Annotated in this window: 17 protein-coding genes; 5 read left to right on the top strand and 12 right to left on the bottom strand. The window is 69.9% G+C overall.

Annotated elements, in window-relative coordinates:
• Positions 1-174: 174 nt before the first annotated feature.
• The 3 genes from PZE19_RS07735 to PZE19_RS07725 form a co-directional block, all read right to left on the bottom strand.
• A complete protein-coding gene (locus PZE19_RS07735; RefSeq protein WP_277860005.1) occupies positions 175-1500 on the bottom strand; it encodes a 6-phosphofructokinase in 1326 nt (441 codons plus the stop codon).
• A gap of 182 nt (positions 1501-1682) precedes the next feature.
• Positions 1683-2387 carry a thioredoxin domain-containing protein gene (locus tag PZE19_RS07730; RefSeq protein WP_277860004.1) on the bottom strand — a complete coding sequence of 235 codons (705 nt, stop codon included), beginning with the start codon at positions 2385-2387 and terminating at the stop codon, positions 1683-1685.
• Between the two features lie 34 nt (positions 2388-2421).
• Entirely contained in the window at positions 2422-3789 is a 1368-nt protein-coding gene (locus PZE19_RS07725; protein WP_277860003.1) for an alpha-L-fucosidase, read from the bottom strand.
• Positions 3790-4447: 658 nt separating this feature from the next.
• On the opposite strand from PZE19_RS07725, the gene PZE19_RS07720 reads away from it, so the two are divergent.
• From PZE19_RS07720 to PZE19_RS07700, 5 genes are all read left to right on the top strand, one after another.
• Positions 4448-6658, top strand: coding sequence for a WD40 repeat domain-containing serine/threonine protein kinase (locus PZE19_RS07720; RefSeq protein WP_277860002.1), 2211 nt, complete (start codon positions 4448-4450; stop codon positions 6656-6658).
• A gap of 14 nt (positions 6659-6672) precedes the next feature.
• Positions 6673-8205 carry a WD40 repeat domain-containing protein gene (locus tag PZE19_RS07715; protein WP_277860001.1) on the top strand — a complete coding sequence of 511 codons (1533 nt, stop codon included), beginning with the start codon at positions 6673-6675 and terminating at the stop codon, positions 8203-8205.
• Positions 8206-8376: 171 nt separating this feature from the next.
• On the top strand, positions 8377-9618 hold the full coding sequence (locus tag PZE19_RS07710) for a DNA polymerase Y family protein (protein ID WP_277860000.1): 1242 nt from the start codon (positions 8377-8379) through the stop codon (positions 9616-9618).
• Positions 9619-9664: 46 nt separating this feature from the next.
• Positions 9665-10132: a hypothetical protein gene (locus PZE19_RS07705; protein ID WP_277859999.1), complete on the top strand. Its 468-nt coding sequence runs from the start codon at positions 9665-9667 to the stop codon at positions 10130-10132.
• A 95-nt stretch (positions 10133-10227) separates the two neighbouring features.
• Complete coding sequence (locus PZE19_RS07700; RefSeq protein ID WP_277859998.1) at positions 10228-10872, top strand: hypothetical protein; 645 nt, start codon at positions 10228-10230, stop codon at positions 10870-10872.
• A 221-nt stretch (positions 10873-11093) separates the two neighbouring features.
• On the opposite strand, the gene fusA is transcribed toward PZE19_RS07700, so the two are convergent.
• The 9 genes from fusA to aroE all read right to left on the bottom strand — a co-directional run bounded on the left by fusA (position 11094) and on the right by aroE (position 20598).
• The gene (fusA, locus tag PZE19_RS07695; protein ID WP_277859997.1) at positions 11094-13172 is read right to left on the bottom strand and encodes an elongation factor G; all 2079 of its coding nucleotides are present in this window, start codon (positions 13170-13172) and stop codon (positions 11094-11096) included.
• 164 nt (positions 13173-13336) lie between these two features.
• Positions 13337-14068: a 1-(5-phosphoribosyl)-5-[(5-phosphoribosylamino)methylideneamino]imidazole-4-carboxamide isomerase gene (hisA, locus tag PZE19_RS07690; protein ID WP_277859996.1), complete on the bottom strand. Its 732-nt coding sequence runs from the start codon at positions 14066-14068 to the stop codon at positions 13337-13339.
• Between the two features lie 139 nt (positions 14069-14207).
• The gene (locus tag PZE19_RS07685; RefSeq protein ID WP_277859995.1) at positions 14208-15488 is read right to left on the bottom strand and encodes a S53 family peptidase; all 1281 of its coding nucleotides are present in this window, start codon (positions 15486-15488) and stop codon (positions 14208-14210) included.
• A 181-nt stretch (positions 15489-15669) separates the two neighbouring features.
• Complete coding sequence (gene hisH, locus PZE19_RS07680; protein ID WP_277859994.1) at positions 15670-16275, bottom strand: imidazole glycerol phosphate synthase subunit HisH; 606 nt, start codon at positions 16273-16275, stop codon at positions 15670-15672.
• Between the two features lie 96 nt (positions 16276-16371).
• Entirely contained in the window at positions 16372-17025 is a 654-nt protein-coding gene (locus PZE19_RS07675) for a hypothetical protein (RefSeq protein WP_277859993.1), read from the bottom strand.
• Between the two features lie 57 nt (positions 17026-17082).
• Entirely contained in the window at positions 17083-17454 is a 372-nt protein-coding gene (locus PZE19_RS07670) for a LapA family protein (RefSeq protein ID WP_277859992.1), read from the bottom strand.
• A 104-nt stretch (positions 17455-17558) separates the two neighbouring features.
• Positions 17559-18509, bottom strand: coding sequence for a prepilin peptidase (locus PZE19_RS07665; protein ID WP_277859991.1), 951 nt, complete (start codon positions 18507-18509; stop codon positions 17559-17561).
• Positions 18500-19093, bottom strand: coding sequence for a shikimate kinase (locus PZE19_RS07660; protein WP_277859990.1), 594 nt, complete (start codon positions 19091-19093; stop codon positions 18500-18502). Before PZE19_RS07660 ends, PZE19_RS07665 begins: the two co-directional genes overlap by 10 nt.
• A complete protein-coding gene (aroE, locus tag PZE19_RS07655) occupies positions 19090-20598 on the bottom strand; it encodes a shikimate dehydrogenase (protein ID WP_277859989.1) in 1509 nt (502 codons plus the stop codon). The genes PZE19_RS07660 and aroE overlap by 4 nt, the downstream gene beginning before the upstream one ends.
• Positions 20599-20950: the final 352 nt, after the last annotated feature.

The raw sequence follows: 20950 nt of genomic DNA, 5'->3' as shown, positions 1-20950 counted from the left end.
CCCCCCTCGCGGGGGAAGGCAGACCCTGCAGGGTCGGATGAGGGGGAGGCCCCGTCGGGTCCGCCGTCAGGCCGGATGTTGAAGCGGCGGCTTCCGTGCTCGTCTCCCCCTCATCCGGCCCTTCGGGCCACCTTCCCCCGCGAGGGGGGAAGGCCGTCGTGGTCCGGGTCGTCCTCAGTAGTTCTGCGAGGCCTCCAGCAGGCGGGCGAGCTTCTGGAAGTCGGAGCCCTGGTTTATGAAGCGGACGACCGTGACGAGGGTCTCGGGGTCGATCAGGGTCTCGAACGGGACGAAGTGCAGGTCGAGCTGGCCGGCCGTCGAGATCATGACGCCGTCGAACTGCTTCTCGACCAGCGCGCGGACGGCGCCGACGCCGAGCTGGCTGCCGAGCATGACGTCGAAGGCGTGCGGCAGGGCGCAGCGGGACTCGTAGCCGAGCTGGACCGGCGTGATCCGCCGCTTCTTGCCGGTCTTCTTCTCGTAAGCCTTCTCGACCAGCTTGTTGACGAGGCGGGCCATGTTGGTGCCGCCCAGCGACAAGTGGCCGTGCTCGTCGAACTTGGCGTCTTCGAGGTAGGCGCTGGGGAGGAACGAGGCCAGGCCCTCGGCGATGACCACGACGCCGTGCTCCTTGCCCACCCGCTCGCGGGCGACCATCAGCTCGACGATGCGGTCGACGAACGCGTCGATGTGCATGATCTTGCGCTTGGTCGCGACGCCCGACTTCGGGTCGGTGACGGTCTCCTCGGTCGTGAGGTCGTCGGTCATGTCCTCGACGCTCAGGACGAGGCTGGCCTCGCTGGCGATGGCGGCGCCGTAGGCCAGCCAGCCGGCGGAGCGGCCCATGCACTCGGCGATGAAGTAGCCGCGGGTGGCCTCGCCGTCGGCGAGCAGGTTGCGGATCTCCTCGGCGAGCGTCTCGACGGCGGTGAAGTAGCCGAAGGTGAAGTCGATTCCGCGGTAGTCGTTGTCGATCGTCTTGGGGACGTGGACGATCGAGATCCGCTTGGAGCCGGCCGGCAGCGAGTCCTGGAAGAGCTTGAACTTGTTGGCGGTCTTGAGCGTGTCGTCGCCGCCGATGGAGACCAGGGCGTCGACGCCCAGCGAGGTCAGGGCCTCGTGCACGGTCCGCAAGAGGGCCGTCCGGCCGGCGTCCTTCAGGTGGGCGGGGCTGGTGACGTCCTTGCCCGGGTTGGTGCGGGCGGTGCCGATCATGATGCCGCGGGTGTTCCGCGTCCGGCGGAGCTTCTTGGCGGTCAGCAGGACGTAGTCGCGGCCTTCCTGCATCGGGTGGTCGGGGGCGAATTCGACGAGGTGGGAGTAGCCGTTCATGACGCCCACGACCTCGACGCCGTGGTTGAGGAACGAGGCGGCGCAGGTGGAGATCACCGCGTTGGCGGCCGGGGCGGGGCCGCCGGCGAAGAGGATCGCCACGCGCTTGATCGTGCGTCCCGTCGGCTTGGGGGTGACGAGCGGGGCGGGACTCGGGGAGGCGGACATAAAGACTCCGTCCAGGTTCTCTGGATCTTCAAGGGAGCATTCGGATCAAGGGCTCGGGCGGGGCCGGGCGTATTCCCGCCGCGGCGAGCCGAGGCGATCGCCGATCGGCCCCGGCGGGCCGGGCGGCGGCGGTCGTCCTGGTGCGTTCACCAGGGGTACGGGAGAGGTCTTCGCCCTCCACGTTAACTCCGGGGGCCGGCCTCGACAATATCGTGCCCCGCCGCCGGGGCCGCCCGCGCGCCGACGCGCGTCAGCGAGAACCGCGACTCGGACGCCGGCTCCAGGGCGCCCAGCCAGTCGGACGCCATTTTCGAGAGGCGGTCGACCGTGTCGGCCCCCGCCCCCCGCGCGACGGCCGCGACCCGGCCGTGGGGGTCGACCAGGAAATGCCAGGGGGCCCCCGCCGGCTCGATCCCGAACGATCGCGGCGCGTCACGCCCGGCCAGGTAGAGGGGGATCTTCCCCTTGTAGGTCTCCAGGGCGGCCCGCGCCCGGTCGGGTCCGGCCTCGTCGACCGCCGCCACGGCCATCCCGAAGCGGCGGTCGGGGCGTAGTCGCTTCCAGGCGGCCTCCAGTTCCGGCAGGACGGCCTTCGCCTCGGTCGAGTCGGCCGCCAGGAAGACCAGCCAGAGGACCTCGCCCTGCACCCCCAGCAGCAGCCGAGAGCCGGGGTCGTGGAGCGCGGCGAGCCGGGTCGGCGGCATCGGCTCGCCGACCTGGACCGGCTTCGGGAACAGCCCGGGGCCGAACCGAAGCCAGGCGGCCGCCGCCACCAGCGCGACGGTCAGGGCCGCCAGCACGAGGCTGACGCGGTCGGGCCGCGCGGTCTCGAACTCGGTCGCGCCCCCGGCCTCGTCGTCGTCCGCCCATTCGGGATCGCTGGCCATGGTCGGACTCCTGGGGCCGGGGGCCGCCCCGACGTCAGCGCTGGTCGGGCATGGGGGCCGTGACCGAGAGGATCGTGTCGTACGGGGCGCGGGCGTCCGCGGGGATCGTCAGCTTTACGCCGCCCTCGGCGGCCGTCGTCTTCAGGGGCGTCGACTTCCCCAGCGGGAAGGCGACGGACGTCGCCAGGACCTCGGGGAGCGTCACCTCGTTCACGTCGGGCTTGAGGATGTGCAGGAAGACCTCCGGCGCCTCGCCCCCCAGGGCGCCCCGGACCGTGCTCACGCCCCAGGGCTTCGGGGGGATGGGCCCCCTGCGGGAGCCGTAGATCGTCTTGCCGCTGCCTTCGAGCCAGCGGCCCACGGTCAGCAGCCGTTCGGCGAATTCCGGGCCGATCGCGCCGTCGGGCCGCGGCCCCACGTTGAGCAGCAGGTTCGCCCCCCGCCCCGCCGCGCCGACGAGGGCGTGGACGACCTGCTCGGGCGACTTGAAGTGGTCGTCCTTGGAATTGTACCCCCAGGAGTCGTTCATCGTCAGGCAGGTTTCCAGCGGCAGGGCCGCGGCCGCGTCGGCCTTGTTGAACCCGGCCGAGTTCTCGCCGGGGAGGTCCTGCTCGAACATCTGGAAGTCCTCGCCCGGGAAGGGCGCCACGTGGTGGTTGTTGCCCACCAGCGCCCCGGGCTGCAGCTCGTGGATGATCCGGTACGTCCCCTCCAGATCCCAGGCGGCCTTGGGGAGGTCCCACCAGCCGTCGAACCAGACGCCGCCGATCTCGCCGTAATTGGTGCACAACTCGCGCACCTGGCCCTGGTAGTAGGCGACGTACTTCGCCCAGTCGCCCTTCTTCTCGCGGCCCGTGTCGTGCCCGGTCATCCCCCAGGGGTAGTAGTCCGGGTGGTGCCAGTCGAGCAGCGAGTAGTAGAAGAACAGCTTGATGCGATGCTTCCGGCAGGCCGCGGCCAGGGCCTTGATCGGGTCCTTGCCGTAGGGCGTGGCGTCGACGACGTCGTAGTCGGTCAGCTTGCTGTCGTACATGCAGAAGCCGTCGTGGTGCTTCGTGGTGACGGTGATGTAGCGCATGCCGGCCGACTTGGCGAGCTTCACCCACTCGTCGGCGTCGAACTTGACCGGGTTGAACTGGGGCGGCAGCTTGCGGTACTCGGCGATCGGGATCTTATCGTTGTTCATGACCCACTCGCCCTTGCCCAGCAGCGAGTAGACGCCCCAGTGGACGAACAGCCCGAACTTCGCGTCCTCGAACCACCTCCTGGCGAGGGCGTTGGGCGAGTCCTCCGGCTTCGCGGCGGCCGCCTGGCCCCGAACCTGGGGCGCGAGGGCCGCGAGCGCCGCCCCGAAGGCGAGCGTCGCCGCGACGCCGACGCCGATCCCGGATCGATTCTTCATGGCTCTTCCTCCCGGCGTGCGGGCCCGGTCCGCGCGGAAACGGCGGACGGGGAAGGGCCCGCGCCCGGCCCATGATAACCGTCGCCCCGGGCCGAGTCTCGCGGTCGCCGCCGCCCACAAGCGTCGCGAGGTCGATCCGCACGCAACGAGTCGCGGGAGGTCGCCCGCGCGCACGGCGCTCGTTCATGAAGAGTGACTGCGGCTGATCGGCGATCAGGAATTCGACGGCCGGGGTCGCTTTTTCGCCGCCGACGCTTGTCGGTCCCGGCTGGCGGCCGGCCCGTCCCGTGGGTGAAAATTGGTTCGAAATCTTCTGCGCGTTTCGAAGCCGATTCCGCATCGGGTGGGACGAACCACCCGCAGGAGCGTTCCCGTGAACGAGCTCGACCTCTTCGCCGAGGCCCTGAATCGCAGCGATCCGGCCGAACGGACCGCGTTCCTCGATCAGGCATGCGCCGGGAACCCAGAGCTCCGCCGTCGCCTCGAGTAGCTGCTGGCCGGCTACGCCCGGAGCCGCGGCCCGCTCGGTCGGACGCCACGCGCGCCCGAGGATTCCTCGGAGACCGACGACCCCTCGACGTCGCTCGCGACCGGCGTGCACCGTCCCGACGAGGGGACGGAGACTCTAGCTCATGTCGATCCCGACGCCGCCACGGACTTGGAATCGGGGACCCCCACGGCCCCGACCGATGCGACCGGGGAGTTCCGGGTCGACCGGACGGCGGCGACGATCGACCACGCCGATTCCGATGCCACCGCGGCGGCCTCGAAGGCTCCCACGCCCCGCTCGGCCCGGGTCGGGGCGAGCGAAGGGCTCGGCACGGTCATCGCCGGACGGTACACGCTCGTCGAGGTGATCGGCGAGGGCGGTATGGGCTCGGTGTACCTGGCCGGCCAGACCGAGCCGGTGAAGCGTCGGGTGGCGCTCAAGTTGATCAAGACGGGGATGGATTCGCGGGGCGTGCTGGCGCGGTTCGACGCGGAGCGGCAGGCCCTGGCGATGATGGATCACCCGAACATCGCCCGCATCTACGACGGCGGCGTGACCCCCGCCGGTCAGCCGTTCTTCGTCATGGAGCTGGTCCAGGGCGTGCCGCTCACCGACTACTGCGACGCGAAACGACTCCCCGTGCAAGCCCGGCTGGAGTTGTTCGTCGCGGTCTGTCTGGCCGTTCAGCACGCCCACCGGAAGGGGATCATCCACCGCGACCTGAAGCCGGGCAACGTCCTGGTCACGGAGGTCGACGGCCGCGCGACGCCCAAGGTCATCGACTTCGGCGTGGCCAAGGCGACCGAGCAGAAGCTGACCGACATGAGCTTCGCGGACACCGGCGCGATCGTGGGCACGCCGACGTACATGTCTCCCGAACAGGCCGACCCCTCGTCGATGGACATCGACACGCGCACCGACGTCTACGCCCTCGGGGTGATGCTCTACGAGCTGCCGACCGGGTCGCCGCCGCTCGACGCCAGGCAGTTCAAACGCGGGGCTCTCCTGGAAATGCTGAGGATGGTGCGCGAGGTCGATCCGCCGCGACCGAGCACGAAGCTGAGCACGGCCGAAGCGTTGCCGAACATCGCCGCCAATCGGAGCATCGACCCGGCCCGATTGTCGAAGCTGTTGCAAGGGGAGCTGGACTGGGTCGTGATGAAGGCCCTGGAGAAGGACCGCACCCGGCGGTACGACACGGCCAACGGATTCGCCCGCGACATCCAGCGGTACCTCGCCGACGAGGTCGTCGAGGCCCGCCCGCCAAGTGCTCGGTACAGGCTGAAGAAGTTCGTCCGCCGCCACAGGGTATCGGTGATCGCGGCCAGTGCGGTTGCCGCTTCTCTGCTGATCGGAGAGGTCGCTTTCGCCTGGCAGGCCAAGCTGGCACGCGACCAGCGTGACCTGGCGGTCAAGGCAGAGAAAGCCGAGGCCGAGCAGCGAGGAATCGCTGAGACTGCACGCAAGGAGACCGAGCTGGCCCTCACCGAGTCGCGAGGGAAGACAGCCCGGATGACGTACGAACGCGCCCAGGCACTCTGCGAGGGTGGCCAGGCCGACGTGGGCCTCCTCTGGATGGCCCGTAGCCTCGAGTTGACGCCGCCGGGGGCCGAGGACCTCGACTACGCCATCCGCGCCAGCATCAATCTGTGGGGGCGACAACTGAACACCGTGGGGCGACAGTGGGTCACTGCTGGGACGATTTCCAGCCTCGACTGGCCGGGCTTGAGGTGGGGCCCACAGGTGAGCGACGTCGCCCTGAGTCCGGATGGCCTGAGCGTGCTTCTCGTCGGCAGCGACGGCATCGCACGAATCTTCGAGCAGGCCACCCCCACGCTCCGGTTCGTCCTGGCGCTGGAGGCCGACGCTCCCGCGGGCGGGACTTTCCGCGACGGGGCCCGATACAGCCCCGATGGTCGTTTCGTTGCGCTCGCATCCTCGGACGGGCGAGCCCGGATCTGGAGCGCCGCGACCGGGCAACTCGTCGGGAAACCGCTGGTCCACGAGGAACCCCCGACGGGCGTCGGCTTCGATCCGACGGGCAAGCTCCTGGTGACGACCGCCGGGACGAAGATCCACGTCTGGAATGTCGAGACGGGCGACGAGGACGGGCAACCGGTCGACTCGGGGCAGCCGATCGATGGGGTGGAGGTCGGTGCCGACGGGCGCCACCTGAACACCCGGACCCGATCGCCGGGAGGGGTGACCGTCTGGGACTTCACGACCCGCGGACGCCTGCACCCACTCCAGGAGGTCGATTTCGACGTCGAAACGCCCGTTTCAGCCCGGATGGCCGTTGGGTATTGGCCGGCTGTCACTCGCGGAATAGGGCCCAGTTCTGGGAGACGGCGACGGGCCGTCCCATCGGCACCAGGATGAGCTGGATTTCCAACATGAGCAAGGGTGGGTCGTTCGAGCGGCCCTGCTTCCGGCCGGACGGACGGTTGATCGTCACCGGCGGTTGCCCGATCCGGATCTGGCAAGTCCCCTCCGGCAAGCCCCTGGGAGCCGTGGCGCCCATGACGGGGGGTGAGAGGCCGATGTTCCTGCCGGACGGCAAGGTCCTGATCGAGTATTGTAATATCATCGCTTCCGTGAACAAGCAACTCATCGATGTGGCGCCGGGCCTGGAGCCCGTCGCACTTGGTGCCGGATTCGGGGATGAATACTATCGCTTGGCCTTCGCCCCCGATGGGCGGACGATGGTCCGGACGTACTTGCGCCCGGAGCAACGTCGGGAATTCTGCCGCCTGTACGACCTGTCCGACGGCAAGGCCATCGGTGAGTCCCGCGAGACCGAGGGATACGAGCAAGGCTACGAGCGGGCGCCGGAGCCGTCCTTCAGCGCGGACGGACGGCGCGTGGCCACGGTGGTGGGGTCGAATGACTGCCAGATCCTGGACACGACGACAGGACGCGAGCAGGTCCCGCGGATGGCGATGGATCGCCGCATCAGGGCCCTCGCATTCTCGCCCGACGGTCACCTGCTGGCCACCGGCGACGATCAGGGCGCGGTCCGCCTCTGGAACGCGGCCACCGGGCAAGCCGTCGGCCCGTTGATGACCCAGCCCCCCGTGGTCGAGCAGCGCAACGCCGGCCCGAGCCTCCGCGCGCAACCGATCGAGCGAATCCGCTTCAGTCCCGACGGTCGGACGTTGCTGATCGCGGGAGGTGGCCTCGGAGGCGTCTACGGGTTCGCCCGTCTCTGGGATACGGCCACCGGGCAACCGCTCGGGCCGGAATCGGAGGTCTCCGGCGTGGTCCGGGCCGCCCGCTTCAGCCCGGACGGCAAGTCCTTCGCGACGGGTGCGTTTCAATTGACCCTCTGGGACGCCACGACGAGCCGAAAGATCTGGACGGCACCGTCGACCTCGAGCATTCGACAACTGGCCTTCACGGCCGACGGGCGAAAGGTGCTCGCCAGTCACGACGAAGAGAACGCCGCGAGGCTCTACGACGCCCGCACGGGAGAACCGGTCACTCCGCTCCTGCGTCATCATGACGTCGTCGTTTCTTCGGCCCTCAGCCCCGACGGGCGTCTCGTGGTCACGAGTTCGATGGACCACACGGTGCGGCTCTGGGACGCATCCCTCGGCCTGCCGGTGGGCCCGGCCTGGCCGACATCCTCCGGGGGCAGTGTCTCGTTCACCCCCGACGGCCGGGGCGTCCTGATGATCGGCGACGCGAACGGCCTGGTCCGTTGGGAGATCCCCCCGCCCGTCGAAGGCACCCCCGAGCGGATTCGCCTGACCATCGAGGCGGCCACGAGGGCATCCCTGGACCCATTCGGGGCCACGGTACCGTTGTATCCTTTGCTCCAACTCGATCCCGCGACGAAGCGGGCCGTGCTGAGTTCGGACCCTTTCGAGCCCGTCGGGAAGCGGCTCCAGGAACTCGGCGGCCCGACGGGCGCATTCCGACGCTGAGCGGATCGCCATGCGGGCGGGAGGTGCGGCTCGCAACACGCTCGCCCGCCACCCGTCGGGGGACGCTCATCTCTGGATCATTCGTCGCATCCGCCCCGCGAGGCCGGGATTCTCGCGACCGCGGGCCTTTTCAGCTTGACCTGTTCAAACGTGCAAACTATGGTTTTGTCCATGGGTATGGACGGACGTGCGACGGCGGTGGGGCATCTCGACGCGGACTGTTTCTACGTGTCGGCGGAGCGGGTGCGGGACGCGTTCCTGGTGGACAAGCCGGTGGGCGTGCTGGGGAACCAGGGGGCGTGCGTCATCGCCAAGAGCTACGAGATGAAGGCGGCGGGCGTCAAGACGGGCGAGCCGATCTGGGAGGCCCTGGTGAAATGCCCGTCGGGGATCTACATCAAGCGCGACTTCCGCTGGTACGAGGTGCTGAGCCGGCTGATGCTGGGCCTGATGCAGGACGCCTCGCGGCGGGTCGAGTACTACTCGATCGACGAGTTCTTCTTCCGGGCCGAGCCGGGCCGGGGCGAGACGTTCGAGGGCCTGGCGAAGGCGCTCCGGGACCGCATCGAGGAGTGCGTCGGCGTGCCGGTGACGGTGGGGATCGCCCGGACGCGGACGCTGGCCAAGCTGATCTCGGACACGGCCAAGCCCGCCGGGGCCCGCGCGGTGCTGGACCCGGCCGCCGAGGAGGAGCTGCTGGCCGGCCTCCCCGTGACCGAGATCACCGGGATCGCCGGCCGGCGGGCGGAGCGGCTGTCGGCCTGGGGGATCACCACGTGCCTGCACCTGGCCCGCGCCGACCGGGCGCTGGTGCGGCGGCTGCTGACGGCCTCGGGCGAGGCCCTCTGGTGGGAGATCAACGGCGACCCGGTCCAGGCGATCCAATGCCGGCGGCCGGCCCACAAGACGCTCTCGCGGGGCGGCAGCCTGGGCGAGGCGACCTCCGAGCCGGTGCTCCTCTACGCCTGGCTGGTGCGGAACGTCGAGCGCCTGATCGAGGAGCTGCGGTACCACGAGGTCGCCGCCGGCCGGATCAAGGTCTTCCTCATGTACAAGACCGGCCACACGGGGTTCGGCCAGAGGACGCTGGCGGTCCCCAGCGACCGGTTCGACGTCCTGCTGGAGGCCGCCCGCCCCTGCCTCCGCCAGGCCTGGGCGCGGGGGGCGACGGCCACGCACATGCACCTGATCGCCGAGGACCTCGCCCCCCGCGGCCAGAGCGCCCTCTCCTTCTTCGACCCGCCGGCGCGCCGGCTCCGCGCCGAGGCCGTGGCCCGGGTCAAGGCCGAGATCAACGACCGGATCGGCCGGTTCGCCCTCCGCAGCGCCGCCACGCTCTACCTGCCGGCGATCTACGCCGACGGGGCCAACGCCTACGACATCTGCGACGTCCGCGACAAGATGTGCTTCTAATCCAGCCTTGAAACTCCCCCTATCCATCGGTCGCGTCGTATCCACCGTGTGCGTCGGAATCTCCCTGGCATGGAGCGAGCTGCCCACGGAACTGATCGGGCGCCACGGCCTCGACCGCCGCCGCCACGAGCGGGGGGGCGAGGGCGAGGTCCGCTTCCTGTACCGCGACCGCCGCCCCCGGCTGCCGGTTTTGCGCGACGGCCGGCTCCAGGTCGTGCGCTGGGGCAACGGCCGCGGCCAGAGCCGGTTCCTGCCCCCCACCGGCTGGACCTGGAAGGCGACCGTCGACCAGGGCTACTGGCGTCAAGTCGGCGCGGTCCGGGTCGACATCCCCGCCACCCTGGGCTGCGACCGCGGCGTCTGGTTCCGCATCCGCCAGGGGATCCGGGGGATCCTCGTCCCCGACGAGCGGGGGATCGCCGTCGCCTACATGATCTGCGTGCCGTCGACCCACTACTACCAGGTCATGACGCGGTCCTCGCGCATGCCCCTCCTGATCGACGAGCACATCTGACGCGCCGGGCGTATCGCGCCCGGCGCCCGCCGGGTATGATGACGACGCACCGGGCTTGAGGGTCGGGGCCGGGCGGGTTCAAGCGGGGGCCGGACATGGCGAAATCGGCGGATCAGGGCGGCGGAGGGGCTCAGGAGGGCGCGTCGCGGAACGTCCCGGTGGGCGTGTCGGTCGCGACGACGCCCGGGCCGGGGGGCCAGGTCACGGCCCGCAAGGCCGGCGAGCTGCGCGACATGGGGCTCGACGTCGACCCCCGCAAGGTGGGCGTCCCGGCGGCGCTCCAGCACCTGGCCAAGGCGGTGAACATCGCCTTCCAGACCGACTACGGCGAGAACTACCTGGAGTCGGTCTACCAGGCCGCCATCGTCCGCCGCGGCGAGGTCCACATCATCCACCGCGACTACTTCGGGTTCGGCGACTCGTGGTTCGGCCAGTTCGGACGCCTGCTCCGCTCGATGGGCCTGACGCTCGAAGGCCCCGACCCCGCCTCGCCCGAGGGACGGGAATGGATCCGCGACAAGGGCCCGTCGTCGATCCGCGGCCTCTTCAGCCTCATCGGCCGCAAGCTCGACCTCACGACCGAGTACGAGGACCGCGTCCCCGCCTACGTCGAGCAGATGTTCGACCGCCTCGAAGGCTCGGGCATCGTCGTCGGCTGGAGCCGCGACGACTGGGAGATCTGGACCACCCGCATCGGCCTCGACATCCGCATCGCCCCCAAGGCCGCCGAGGCCCCCTGACGCGGCGAACACGGTCGCCGCCGCCGAGTGTCCTTCTCCCCTCGGGAGAAGGTGCCGCGCAGCGGCGGATGAGGGTCGACGGAGTTCGGAGGGCGTACCGGGCCGCGAAGACGTTCGCGAAGCGCCATAACCCTCATCCGGCCCTCCGGACCACCTTCTCCCGGCGGGAGAAGGCGTGAGCGGACGACGGGCTCGTCCGCTCACGCGGCGTCATTCGCGACTCATTCCTCTTCGATGCCCGCCCGGCTCTTCTGGTAGCGGTCGACGATCTGCTGCTGGACGTTGGGGGGGACCGGCTCGTAGCCGCGCATCTCCATGGTGAACGCGCCCTGGCCCGACGTCATGCTCTTGAGGGTCGAGGCGTACGAGAGCATTTCGGCGAGCGGCACGACGGCCTGGATCGTCTGCTGGCCGCCGGGCTGGGCGTCCATGCCGGAGATGTGGCCGCGGCGGGTCGACATGTCGGCCGAGAGGTCGCCGAAGAACGACGAGGGGGCGGTGACCTCGACCGAGACGATCGGCTCCAGCAGGACCGGGTAGGCCTTCTCGAACGCTTTGCGGAAGGCGTTGGCGGCGGCCGTCTTGAACGCGTGCTCCGAGCTGTCGACCGGGTGGTCCTTGCCGAAGTAGACTTCCACCTCGACGTCGACCACCTGATTTCCCGAGATCACGCCCTTGTCGAGCCGCTCGCGCACGCCCTTCTCGACGGCCGGGATGTACTGGTTGGGGATCACGCCTCCCTTCACCGCGTCGGTGAACGTGAAGCCCTTGCCGCGCTCGACGGGGCGGACGCGCAGGTGGACCTCGGCGAACTGGCCCCGGCCGCCGGTCTGCTTCTTGTGACGATAGTCGGCCTCGGCGGGGGCGGAGATGGTCTCCAGGTACGGGACGTGGGGGATGTGCGTCGACATCTCCAGTTTGTAGCGGTTCTTGAGCCGCTGCTGGACGACATCGAGGTGCAGGTCGCTCATGCCCGAGATGACCAGCTCGTGGGTCTGGGCGTCGCGGCGGATCGTGAAGGTCGGGTCCTCGTCGGCGATCTTGGCCAAACCGGCGGAGATCTTGGCCTCGTCCTCGCGGGCCTTGGGGACGACGGCGCGGGGGACCATGGGGGCCGGGAAGTGGATCGGGCTCGCTTTCAGGCGGGCGACCGTGGTGTTGCCGCCGACGTTGCTGACGGTGTCCGAGACGTGCAGGTCGTCGAACTTGGCGATGGCCACGATGTCGCCCGCGATGGCCTCCGGGACCTCCTCCTGCGCCTTGCCCTGCAGGACGTAGACGTGCCCGGCCTTGGTGGTCTTGCCGCTGCGGAGGTTGACCAGGTTGGTCTCGGGGGTGAGCTTGCCGGTGAGGATGCGGAGGAAGCTGAGCTTGCCCATGAACTGGTCGTTGGCCGTCTTGAAGACCTGGGCGACGAGCGTGCCGTCCTCGGCGGGAAGGATTTCCTCCTCGGGGGCCTCGGGCTCGTCGCCGCGGGTGCCGAAGCGGTGGACGTCCTCGGGGCTCAGGCCGCACGTCGTGACCAGGTCGAGCAGCTCCTTGACGCCCAGGTCCTTCTTGGTGCAGACGCAGAGCACCGGAACCAGCTTGCCGGCCGCGATGGCGTCGTGCGCCGCCTTGCGCAGCTCCTCGACGCCGATCGACTCGCCTTCGAGGTACCGGCTCATCAGCTCCTCGTCGCTCTCGACGATCTGCTCGACGAGCATCTGGTAGGCCTCGGAAGGGGGCAGCGGGCAGCCGGCCGGATCGTCGTCGTGCGCCTGCAAGACGTCGATCACGCCCGAGAACGAGGGGCCCTGGCCGACGGGCACGTTGAAGGGGACGGCCGACGGGCCGAAGGTCTCGCGGATCGCTTCCAGGTCGGCGCGGTAGTCGACGTTGTCGGCGTCCATCTTGGTGACGGCGACGAACCGGCCCAGGCCCATCCGCCGGGCCTCGTTGAACAGGCGGCGGGTGTTGACCTCGATCCCGGCCGGGCCCGAGACGGCGAGCACGACGTTCTCGACGGCGGCCAGGGCGCTCAGGGCGTTGCCGATGAAGTCGGGGTAGCCGGGCGAGTCGATCAGGTGGACCTGCCGGCCGTTCCAGGCGAGGTGGCCGAGGTGGCAGTCGATGGTGAAGTGCCGCCGCTTCTCCTCGTCGTCGAAATCCAGCGTGCTCGTCCCGTCGTCCACCGAGCCCTTGCGCGTGGTGGCGCCGGCGGCGAAGAGGAGGGCGTCGGCGAGGCTGGTCTTCCCCGACGCCCCATGTCCAGCGAGGGCGACGTTCCGGATATCCGCGATGTGATAGGTCGTGGTCATGGCGAGTGTCCTCAGCAGGGAGGTGCGTGGAAACGCGCGGAGGTCCGCGCGGGTGCGAGCATGAGCGTACGGCGACCCGCCCGCCGCCTCGGCGACGGGGTCGAAGTCCCGATCGGAGAATGTCCCGACGCCTTGGAGCGAGGCGCGAAAAAAGGACCCTTCGCTCAGGGGCGGGCCGAAGCCCGTCCCGCGCGTTCCACGGCGTCCGCCAGAGAGAACTTGCCCTCGTACAGGGCTCGACCAACGATGCAGCCGACCACCGGGAGGGCCGCCAGGCGATCGACGTCGGCCAGCTCGCCGACGCCCCCGGAGGCGATCACCGAGGTCTTCACGCGGCGGCACAGCGCGGCCGTCGCGTCGAGATTGGGGCCTTCCAAAGTCCCGTCGCGCGCGATGTCGGTGTAGATGATCGCCGCCAGCGGCAGGTCGTCGAACCGCCCGGCCAGCTCGGCCGCGGAGACGTTCGACGTTTCGAGCCAGCCGTCGGTGGCCACCATCCCGTCGCGGGCGTCGAGGCCCAGGACCAGACGGCCGGGATGCTTCTCCGCCATCGACCGGAACCACGAGGGATCCCGGAGCGCCTGCGTCCCGACGATGACCCGCTCGATCCCGGCTTCGAGCCAGGTCTCGATCGTCTTCTCGTCGCGGACGCCCCCGCCGAGCTGGCAGGGGACGGGCACGGATTGGACGACGGCCCGGACGGCGTCGACGTTGACCGGCTTGCCGGCCTTCGCCCCGTCCAGGTCGACGAGGTGGATCCGCGTCGCGCCTTCCGAAACCCACCGCCCGGCCATCGCCGCGGGATCGTCGCCGAAAACGGTTTCGCGGTCGTAATCCCCCTGCCGCAGGCGGACGCAGAGTCCGCCTCGCAGGTCGATGGCCGGTATCACTTGCATGAAACTTCACCGAATCTGAAGACCGTCTTGCCTGAGTTCAACTCTAGCCGTCGCCAGGATCCGTCGCAAGCACCGAGCGGCCCCGCGGCCGCGGGGAAAAATCGGTCCTGCGGGATGGGCTCGCCGCGGCCGCGAGCGATCAGGCGCCGACGGCCTTCCGACGGACCGGGGCGGCCTGGCGGACGAGCCGGGGCTGGCGGACCGGGGCGAGGGGCGCGCGGGGGGCCGCGACGGTCCGACGTCGGAACGCGGGCGTCCTGCGGATCGCCGGCTTGTTCGTCGACGCGACCGGCTCCGCCACCGCGACGGTCGTCTTCGTCGCCGAGGCGTCGTGGGCCGTCGTCGCGTTCACCAGCGCCGGGATCAGGGTCCGCCCGTCGGGGACGCCCAGCCCGGCGGCCGTCGGCGAGACCCCGTTCGTCACGCTCCGGAACCCGGTCCCGGCCAGCGCGTAGAGCATCGGCAGCGTCTCGGAGGGGCCGTCGAGGCTCGCCCGGCCTTCGAGGGCCCGGCCTTGCGACACGATCGCCATGATGGCGGCCCAGGCCGGGGCCCCCAGGCTCGTCCCCGCGACGACCCGCCACGTGCCCTGGGAAGCGCCGGGCGTCGTGTGGAAGACGCTGACGCCGGTGGTCGGGTCGCCCAGGAACAGGACGTCGGGCGTGCTCCGCTTGGCCCCCTGCTGGAAGGTCCGCTGATAGCTCGGCGCGGCGGCGAATCGGCCCGGCCCGCTGCCGCTCCGCGCCCAGACGCCCTCCGAGAGGACGTCGCCGGCGTCGTCGAGCGTCAAAGAGGTCCCCCCCACGCCCACCACGTTCGGCGAGCTGGCGGGGTACATCGCGCCTCCCGCCGGGCCGTGGTCGCCGCTGGCCGAGAAGAAGGTGATCCCGGCGTGCCCAGCGGGGGTCGTGAAATAGGAGTCGTAGGTGTGCTGGCCGGCCGTCTCGGTGAAGCCGAAGCTCATCGAGACGGCGACGACCCCGGGCGTATTCCGCGCCGCGTCGACCGCCGCCAGGACGTCGTCGGCCGCGTCGGACGCGGCCTCGATCATCACGATGGTCGCCCCCGGGGCGATCGCGTGAGCCCACTGGACGTCCATCGCCGACTCGGAGGCCCAGGTCTCGTTCGTGGTCTGGTCGCCCAGGTTCACCACGGTGACGTGGGCGTCCGGGAGGCCGTAAGTCTGGTTGAAGACCTTGAGGTCGGAGAGCAGGGTCGGGTTGTGATAGGCCCCGACGATGGCGATCGTCTGGCCCGACCCGTCGCCGGCCACCGCGGCCCCGGTGCTGGAGGTCAGCGTGATCGAGGACAGCCCGTAAGCCGTCCCGATCTGGGCCGGGGCGTACCCCGACAGGAGGCGACGGGCGTCGAGCATCTCGATTGAAGGACGCAGACGCCGCCGGCGCAGGCTTTTCCCCATCCGTCCGTCCTCCGACGAGAGCGCATTCCTTGCCGGGTCGATCCCTCGACCTCGCCCGCGCGACGCGCGGTCCATCGAAAGGAAACCTAGCCGGCGGAATGGGAGGCGGTCGGAAAAACGGCGGGGGCGCAGGAACGATCCTGTCGGATCGGCGGGTGGCCGCGATTCTCCACCCGCACGCCTACTGCCGGGCGAAGTTGGCGTACATGGCCAGACCGGTCTGCTGGCTCTTCTCGGGATGGAACTGGCAGGCGGTGAGGTTGGCGCGGTTGACGACGGCGGGGAAAGGCTCCGGGTAGTCGGAGACGGCGGCGACGTCGGCGGGGTCGTCGGGCGCGGCGTGATAGGAGTGGACGAAGTAGACCGAGGGCTCGGCCCCCACACCTTCCAGCAACGGGATCGGCCGGCGGATCGCCAGGGTGTTCCAGCCCATGTGCGGGACCTTGAGGCCCGGCCGGGGGGCGAACCGGATCACGCGCCCGGGGATCAGGTCCAGGCCGGCGTACTCGCCGTCCTCATAGCTCGTCGTGAACAGCAGCTGCAGGCCCAGGCAGACGCCCAGGCAGGGCTTGCCGGAACGGACGGCATCGGTGAAGGCCTGATCCATCCCCGTCCGGCGCAGCTCCGACATGGCGTCGGCGAAGGCGCCGACGCCGGGCAGGACGACGTGCGAGGCGTCGCGGATTCGATCGGGATCGGCGGAGATCTCGGCGGGATGGCCGACGGCCTCGAAGGCCTTCTGCACGCTCCGCAAATTGCCCATCCCATAGTCGATGATGACGATCATGCCGCGCCTCGGTTGTCGAATCGGACGTCGCTCGGACCCCGATGGTACCCGGCCGACCTGATGGACGACAACCGCCGGGGGCGGGTTCGGCCCACCTCAGCGCTTGGGCGTCGCCGGGGCGTCTCCGCCGCGGGCGATGGGCGTCCAGCGGAGGTCGTCCTCGCGCATGCCGACGGCGTCGTCGGGGTCGGTGGTCGCCTTCGACGAGCGCGAGCGGCCCGACGAGGTCGAGGAACGCGTATCGCGGTGGTTGTCGTCGATGCGGATGGGGGGGATCTCCTCGGAATCGCTCGCCTTGGAGATCTGCGCGGCGGGGGCTCGCCGCTTGGGAGGCGTGGTCCGACCGGCCGGCAGCGTCCTGGCCCGGCCCAGGGGGGCGTCGAGGTCGACGTCGGCGTCGCCGCTGTAACCCTGGTCCCGCAACACGTTGCGGACGTTGTCGAGCTTCGCGGTGATCTCGCCGTTGTGGAGCTGTTCCTGGACCAGCCGATCCTCGAACGCGCGGTTTTCCTCTTTCAAGCGGGCGACCTGCGTCTTGAGCTGGTCGTTCTCGAACTCCAGGTGGCTGACGCTGGCCTTGAGCTGGCCGCTGGAAGGCCCGCCCGTGATGTACGTGCCCCGGCCGGAGCAGCCGGTCAACGTTCCGGCGGCCAGGATCAGGCCGACGAGCGCGAAACCGCGGCGAGGAGTCGGCTTCCGGCCGCCGATCGAGATCGTCCGTGAGTGGATGTCAGTCGTCACGAGATCCACGACGCCCTTCCGGGGACTTGAGGGACGAGAAAGGAGCTAGTCCTATCTTCGGCCGTTTCACCACAGGGAATTGCGAATCCCGTCCTCGGTTTTCGAGGCGTAGTCGGGCGGGGGCCGATCCTCGTCAAGATCGCGCGTCTCGGCCGTTTCGGGAGGGCCGTGCTGACCCCGCATCTTCCGCAGGGCGAAGAAGACGGTCATGCCCAGTACGGTGAGCAGCGACCCGAACAGGGCGCTCAGGAGGATGATCACGCCGACCGTGCTCTGATAGGTCCCCAGCCGGAACGGGAAGGCGACGGTCACGGCCCCGTCGTTCGCCCAGATGAACCAGAGCATCAGGCCCAGCAGGACGGCCGTCCCGATCAGCCTGCGGTAGACCCAGAAGTTGCGGATGATCGACGGCCGCCGACGTTTGTACTGGTACGCCATCGCCTAGCCCTCCCCGGTTTCGGCCTCGCGTCGACCCGTCCGGATTCTAGCCGGAATCGGGCCCAGCGTCCCCCCCGGAATCCCGCCGACCCGCCATCAGGAACCTAGTTCAGGGGCCCGACGTTGACGCCGAGCATCCACCAGAAGATGGCGTGGAGCATCTCGAACAGGTTCTTCGCCCAGAGTGGCCAGAGCCACCGCCAGGAGAACAGCAGGAACGCGGCGGCCATGCTGAGGTACGGCCCCGCAGGTATTTCGCGATCGGCGCTCGAAGATTCGGCCCCGGCCAGCCGCTTGCCGACGTAAAGCGTCAATTTCCAGAGCGCGTGGGCCAGGCCGAAGAACGGGAAGAGGAAGAAGGTCAGGACGGCCGCCTGCCACCCCAGGAACGCGCCGATCATCGCCATGAGGGTCACGTCGCCGAACCCCATCGCCTCGCGACGGAGCAGGAACGAGAAGCTGGACCGGACCCCGGCCGTCAGCCCCGCGCCCGCGAGCAGCCCGAGGATCCCCACCCCCAGCCCTCCAAGATGGGTCGCGGCGGCGGCCGGCTCGGGTCGGATCCACGGGAAGGCCGCGCCGAGGGCGATGCCGAGCACCATGCCCGTGACCGTGACCTCGTCGGGGATGATGAGCAGGTCGTAGTCGATGAACGTCGCCGCGACGAGGAGGGCGACGAGCAGGGCGTGATAGGCGAGCACCGCCAGCGACGAGACCGGGATCTGGCCGAAACCTTCCCGCGTCGCCAAAAGGACGTCGACGACGTAGAGCGCCAGGAACAGCAGGCCGACCAGGGCCTCGATCAGCGGGTAGCGGGCCGAGATCGGCAGGCCGCACATCCGGCACTCGCCGCGGAGGGCGAGCCAGCCGACGATCGGCACGTTATCGCTGGTCGAGATCGCCCCGTAGCAGCGCGGGCAGTGCGAGGCCGGCCAGATCACGCTCTTCTGCCAGGGGATGCGGTAGATGCAGACGTTCAGGAAGCTGCCGACGACGGTCCCCACGCAGAAGACGCCGAAGCCCAGGAACGCCAGCAGCGGCCAGCTCACGAACACGCGTGGGGCTCCCCAGCGGGGCGGGCGACGGTCGAAGGCGACCAGTGTCGCAGGATCAGGTCGGCCACCTCGGCCGGGCCGCGTTCCTGGGTGTCGACGACGACTTGGGCGATCTCCTGGTAGAAGGGCGTCCGCACGGCCAGGACCTCGGCGATTTCTTCGAGCGCCCCCTTGGAGGTCAGCGACGGACGGGTCTCGCGAGTGGCGGAGTCGGCTTCCAGGCGGCGGGCCAACTCGTCGGCGTCGGCCCGCAGCCAGGCGACCAGGCCGAACGTGGTCAGGGCGCGGCGGTTGGCCTCGCGGAGGATCGTCCCGCCGCCGGTCCCCAGGACGGCCCCCGGGTGCGTGGCGACCAGGTCCCGCACGACGGACTCCTCCAGCTCGCGGAAGGCGGGCTCGCCCGAGTCCTCGAAAATCGCCCGGATCGTCCGCCCCGCGCGGGCGACGATCACGTCGTCGACGTCGACGAACGGCCGCCCCGACCGCCCGGCCAAAAGCCGGCCGACCGTCGACTTCCCCGTGCCCCGATAGCCCACCAGCACCAGGCCCCCGCCGTTCGTCTCGCCCATCGGTTCGCGGCTCATTCGTCCTTCAGGGGTCCCAGCTTGCGTTTGAGGGCCGCCCGCATCACGTCGATCGGCGCTTCCCGCCCGGCGTAGATCTTGAACTGCAACGCCGCCTGACGCAGGAACATGTCCACGCCCGTCAGGGTGGTGCAGCCTCGCTCGCGCGCCAGCTTGAGCATCATCGTGTTCTCGGGATGGTAGATCGTGTCGAAGACGACGATGCTCGGCCGCTGGAACGCCGAGGGCGGCAGCGGGGTGTCGTCGACGTTGGGGTGCATCCCGACGGGCGTGCAGTTGACGATCACGTCGGCCAGCATCGTCGCCCGCAGGCCCCAGTTCGCCGATCGGCAGCCGACCTCCTCGGCGAGCAGCGCCGCGCGTTCGTCGTGGCGGTTCGTCAAGGTGACGCTGGCGCCCCGACGCGTCACGCCGAAGGCGATCGAGCGAGCCACGCCGCCGGCGCCGAGGATCAGCACCTGCTTGTCGATCAACGGGCTCGGCGACTCGGGGTCGTCGCTTCGGCCCAGGACCGATTCGAGCGAGTCCATCGCCGCCCGGTAGTCGGTGTTGTAGCCGGTCTTCGTGCCGTCGTCGGCGATGGCCACCGTGTTGCATGAGCCCGTCCGCTCGACGGAGTTCTCCTTGCTCTTGAGCAGGGGGATCACGTCTTCCTTGTGCGGGATCGTGACGCTGCAGCCCTTGACCCCGACCCATTCGAGGCTGCGGAAGAAGCCTTCGAGGCCCCCCTTGGGGACCAGGAACGGGACGAGCACCTTGTTCAGGCCGAGTTCCCGGAACGCGGCGTTGTGGATGGCCGGGCTGAGGCTGTGGCCGATCGGGTCGCCGATCACGCCGTAGACCTCGGTGTCGGCGTCGATCTTCTCGTAGAGATAGTCCTTCTTCAGCTCCGAGAGGAAGGGCATGCCCGCGGCGAAGACGCGCTCGGGGTTGAAGCCGGCGAAGGTGAATGGGGCCCCGAACTTGGCGTTGAGGATCCGGGTGAACTGGCCGATCTCGCCCATGGCGATGGCGACCGTCGGATGCTTGGCGCCGACCGAGGCCTGGAGCACCCGCGAGGCGTCCGCGACCGATGAGGCGGCCACGGCCACCTTGACGACGTCCGGGTCGCGCTCGGCGCAGGCGGCGATGACCTCGCCCATGTCCTCGGGCGTCTTCTTCAGGTTGTGGTAGCTGACGATCCGCTTGGTCTTGCCGAAGCGGCGGATCTCGCCGGCGACGTCATTTTCCAGGTCGACGTAATCGACCCCGAGGGCGATGGCCTCGCGGAGGATCTGCCGTCGCTTCTCCTCGTCGCCGCGCCACATGCCGCCGTCGACGCCGCGGCGGACGGTGAAGATGAACGGCGTGAAGCGGTTCTTGAGCAGCCGCTTGAGGTCGGGCTCGCGCCGGAGGCAGTCGATGCGCAGCTCGACCAGCTCGGCCCCCGCCTTGGCCGCGGCCTGCCACTCTTCGAGGAGCGAGGAATGGCGGCCCCGCCCGATCGTCGCACAGATCAATGCCATCGCCGGAAGACTCCCCGCTCCGGGAGGACCGTTCCGCTTGCCCGTCCGACCCTTACGGCGCGCCTCGGCACTCCCCGGCAGGCGATTCTACGCGAGCCGGCCGGGTCGACGATAGAGGAAGCCCGACGGCTTCGCGGGAACGCCGACGAGCCCCCTCGCGATCCCGAAATCGGGTGCGGCCCGCGTCTCGTCCGGGCGACGTGCGAGAGGGATGCCTGGCTTTCCCCGAGCGTGCGCCGGCGTTCGATCTCGCCGCCCCGTCGTGGCCGGCCGGTCGAATTCGACGAAATTCGGGGCCGGCTGACATCTTTCGCCCCCGGACCGCGCATTGAGAATTCGGGCCCGAGATACG

This window comes from Paludisphaera mucosa (genome assembly GCF_029589435.1).
GTDB lineage: Bacteria > Planctomycetota > Planctomycetia > Isosphaerales > Isosphaeraceae > Paludisphaera > Paludisphaera mucosa.
The sequence above is the reverse complement of the archived record's forward strand: the minus strand, read 5'-3'. Positions and strand labels throughout refer to the sequence as shown.

Bases quoted from the DNA above. Each gene is read 5' to 3' on its own strand.
- PZE19_RS07735 (WP_277860005.1), bottom strand. From the start codon at position 1,500: ATGTCCGCCTCCCCGAGTCCCGCCCCGCTCGTCACCCCCAAGCCGACG.
- PZE19_RS07730 (WP_277860004.1), bottom strand. From the start codon at position 2,387: ATGGCCAGCGATCCCGAATGGGCGGACGACGACGAGGCCGGGGGCGCG.
- PZE19_RS07725 (WP_277860003.1), bottom strand. From the start codon at position 3,789: ATGAAGAATCGATCCGGGATCGGCGTCGGCGTCGCGGCGACGCTCGCC.
- PZE19_RS07715 (WP_277860001.1), top strand. From the start codon at position 6,673: ATGAGCAAGGGTGGGTCGTTCGAGCGGCCCTGCTTCCGGCCGGACGGA.
- PZE19_RS07710 (WP_277860000.1), top strand. From the start codon at position 8,377: ATGGGTATGGACGGACGTGCGACGGCGGTGGGGCATCTCGACGCGGAC.
- PZE19_RS07700 (WP_277859998.1), top strand. From the start codon at position 10,228: ATGGCGAAATCGGCGGATCAGGGCGGCGGAGGGGCTCAGGAGGGCGCG.
- fusA (WP_277859997.1), bottom strand. From the start codon at position 13,172: ATGACCACGACCTATCACATCGCGGATATCCGGAACGTCGCCCTCGCT.
- hisA (WP_277859996.1), bottom strand. From the start codon at position 14,068: ATGCAAGTGATACCGGCCATCGACCTGCGAGGCGGACTCTGCGTCCGC.
- PZE19_RS07685 (WP_277859995.1), bottom strand. From the start codon at position 15,488: ATGGGGAAAAGCCTGCGCCGGCGGCGTCTGCGTCCTTCAATCGAGATG.
- hisH (WP_277859994.1), bottom strand. From the start codon at position 16,275: ATGATCGTCATCATCGACTATGGGATGGGCAATTTGCGGAGCGTGCAG.
- PZE19_RS07670 (WP_277859992.1), bottom strand. From the start codon at position 17,454: ATGGCGTACCAGTACAAACGTCGGCGGCCGTCGATCATCCGCAACTTC.
- PZE19_RS07660 (WP_277859990.1), bottom strand. From the start codon at position 19,093: ATGAGCCGCGAACCGATGGGCGAGACGAACGGCGGGGGCCTGGTGCTG.
- aroE (WP_277859989.1), bottom strand. From the start codon at position 20,598: ATGGCATTGATCTGTGCGACGATCGGGCGGGGCCGCCATTCCTCGCTC.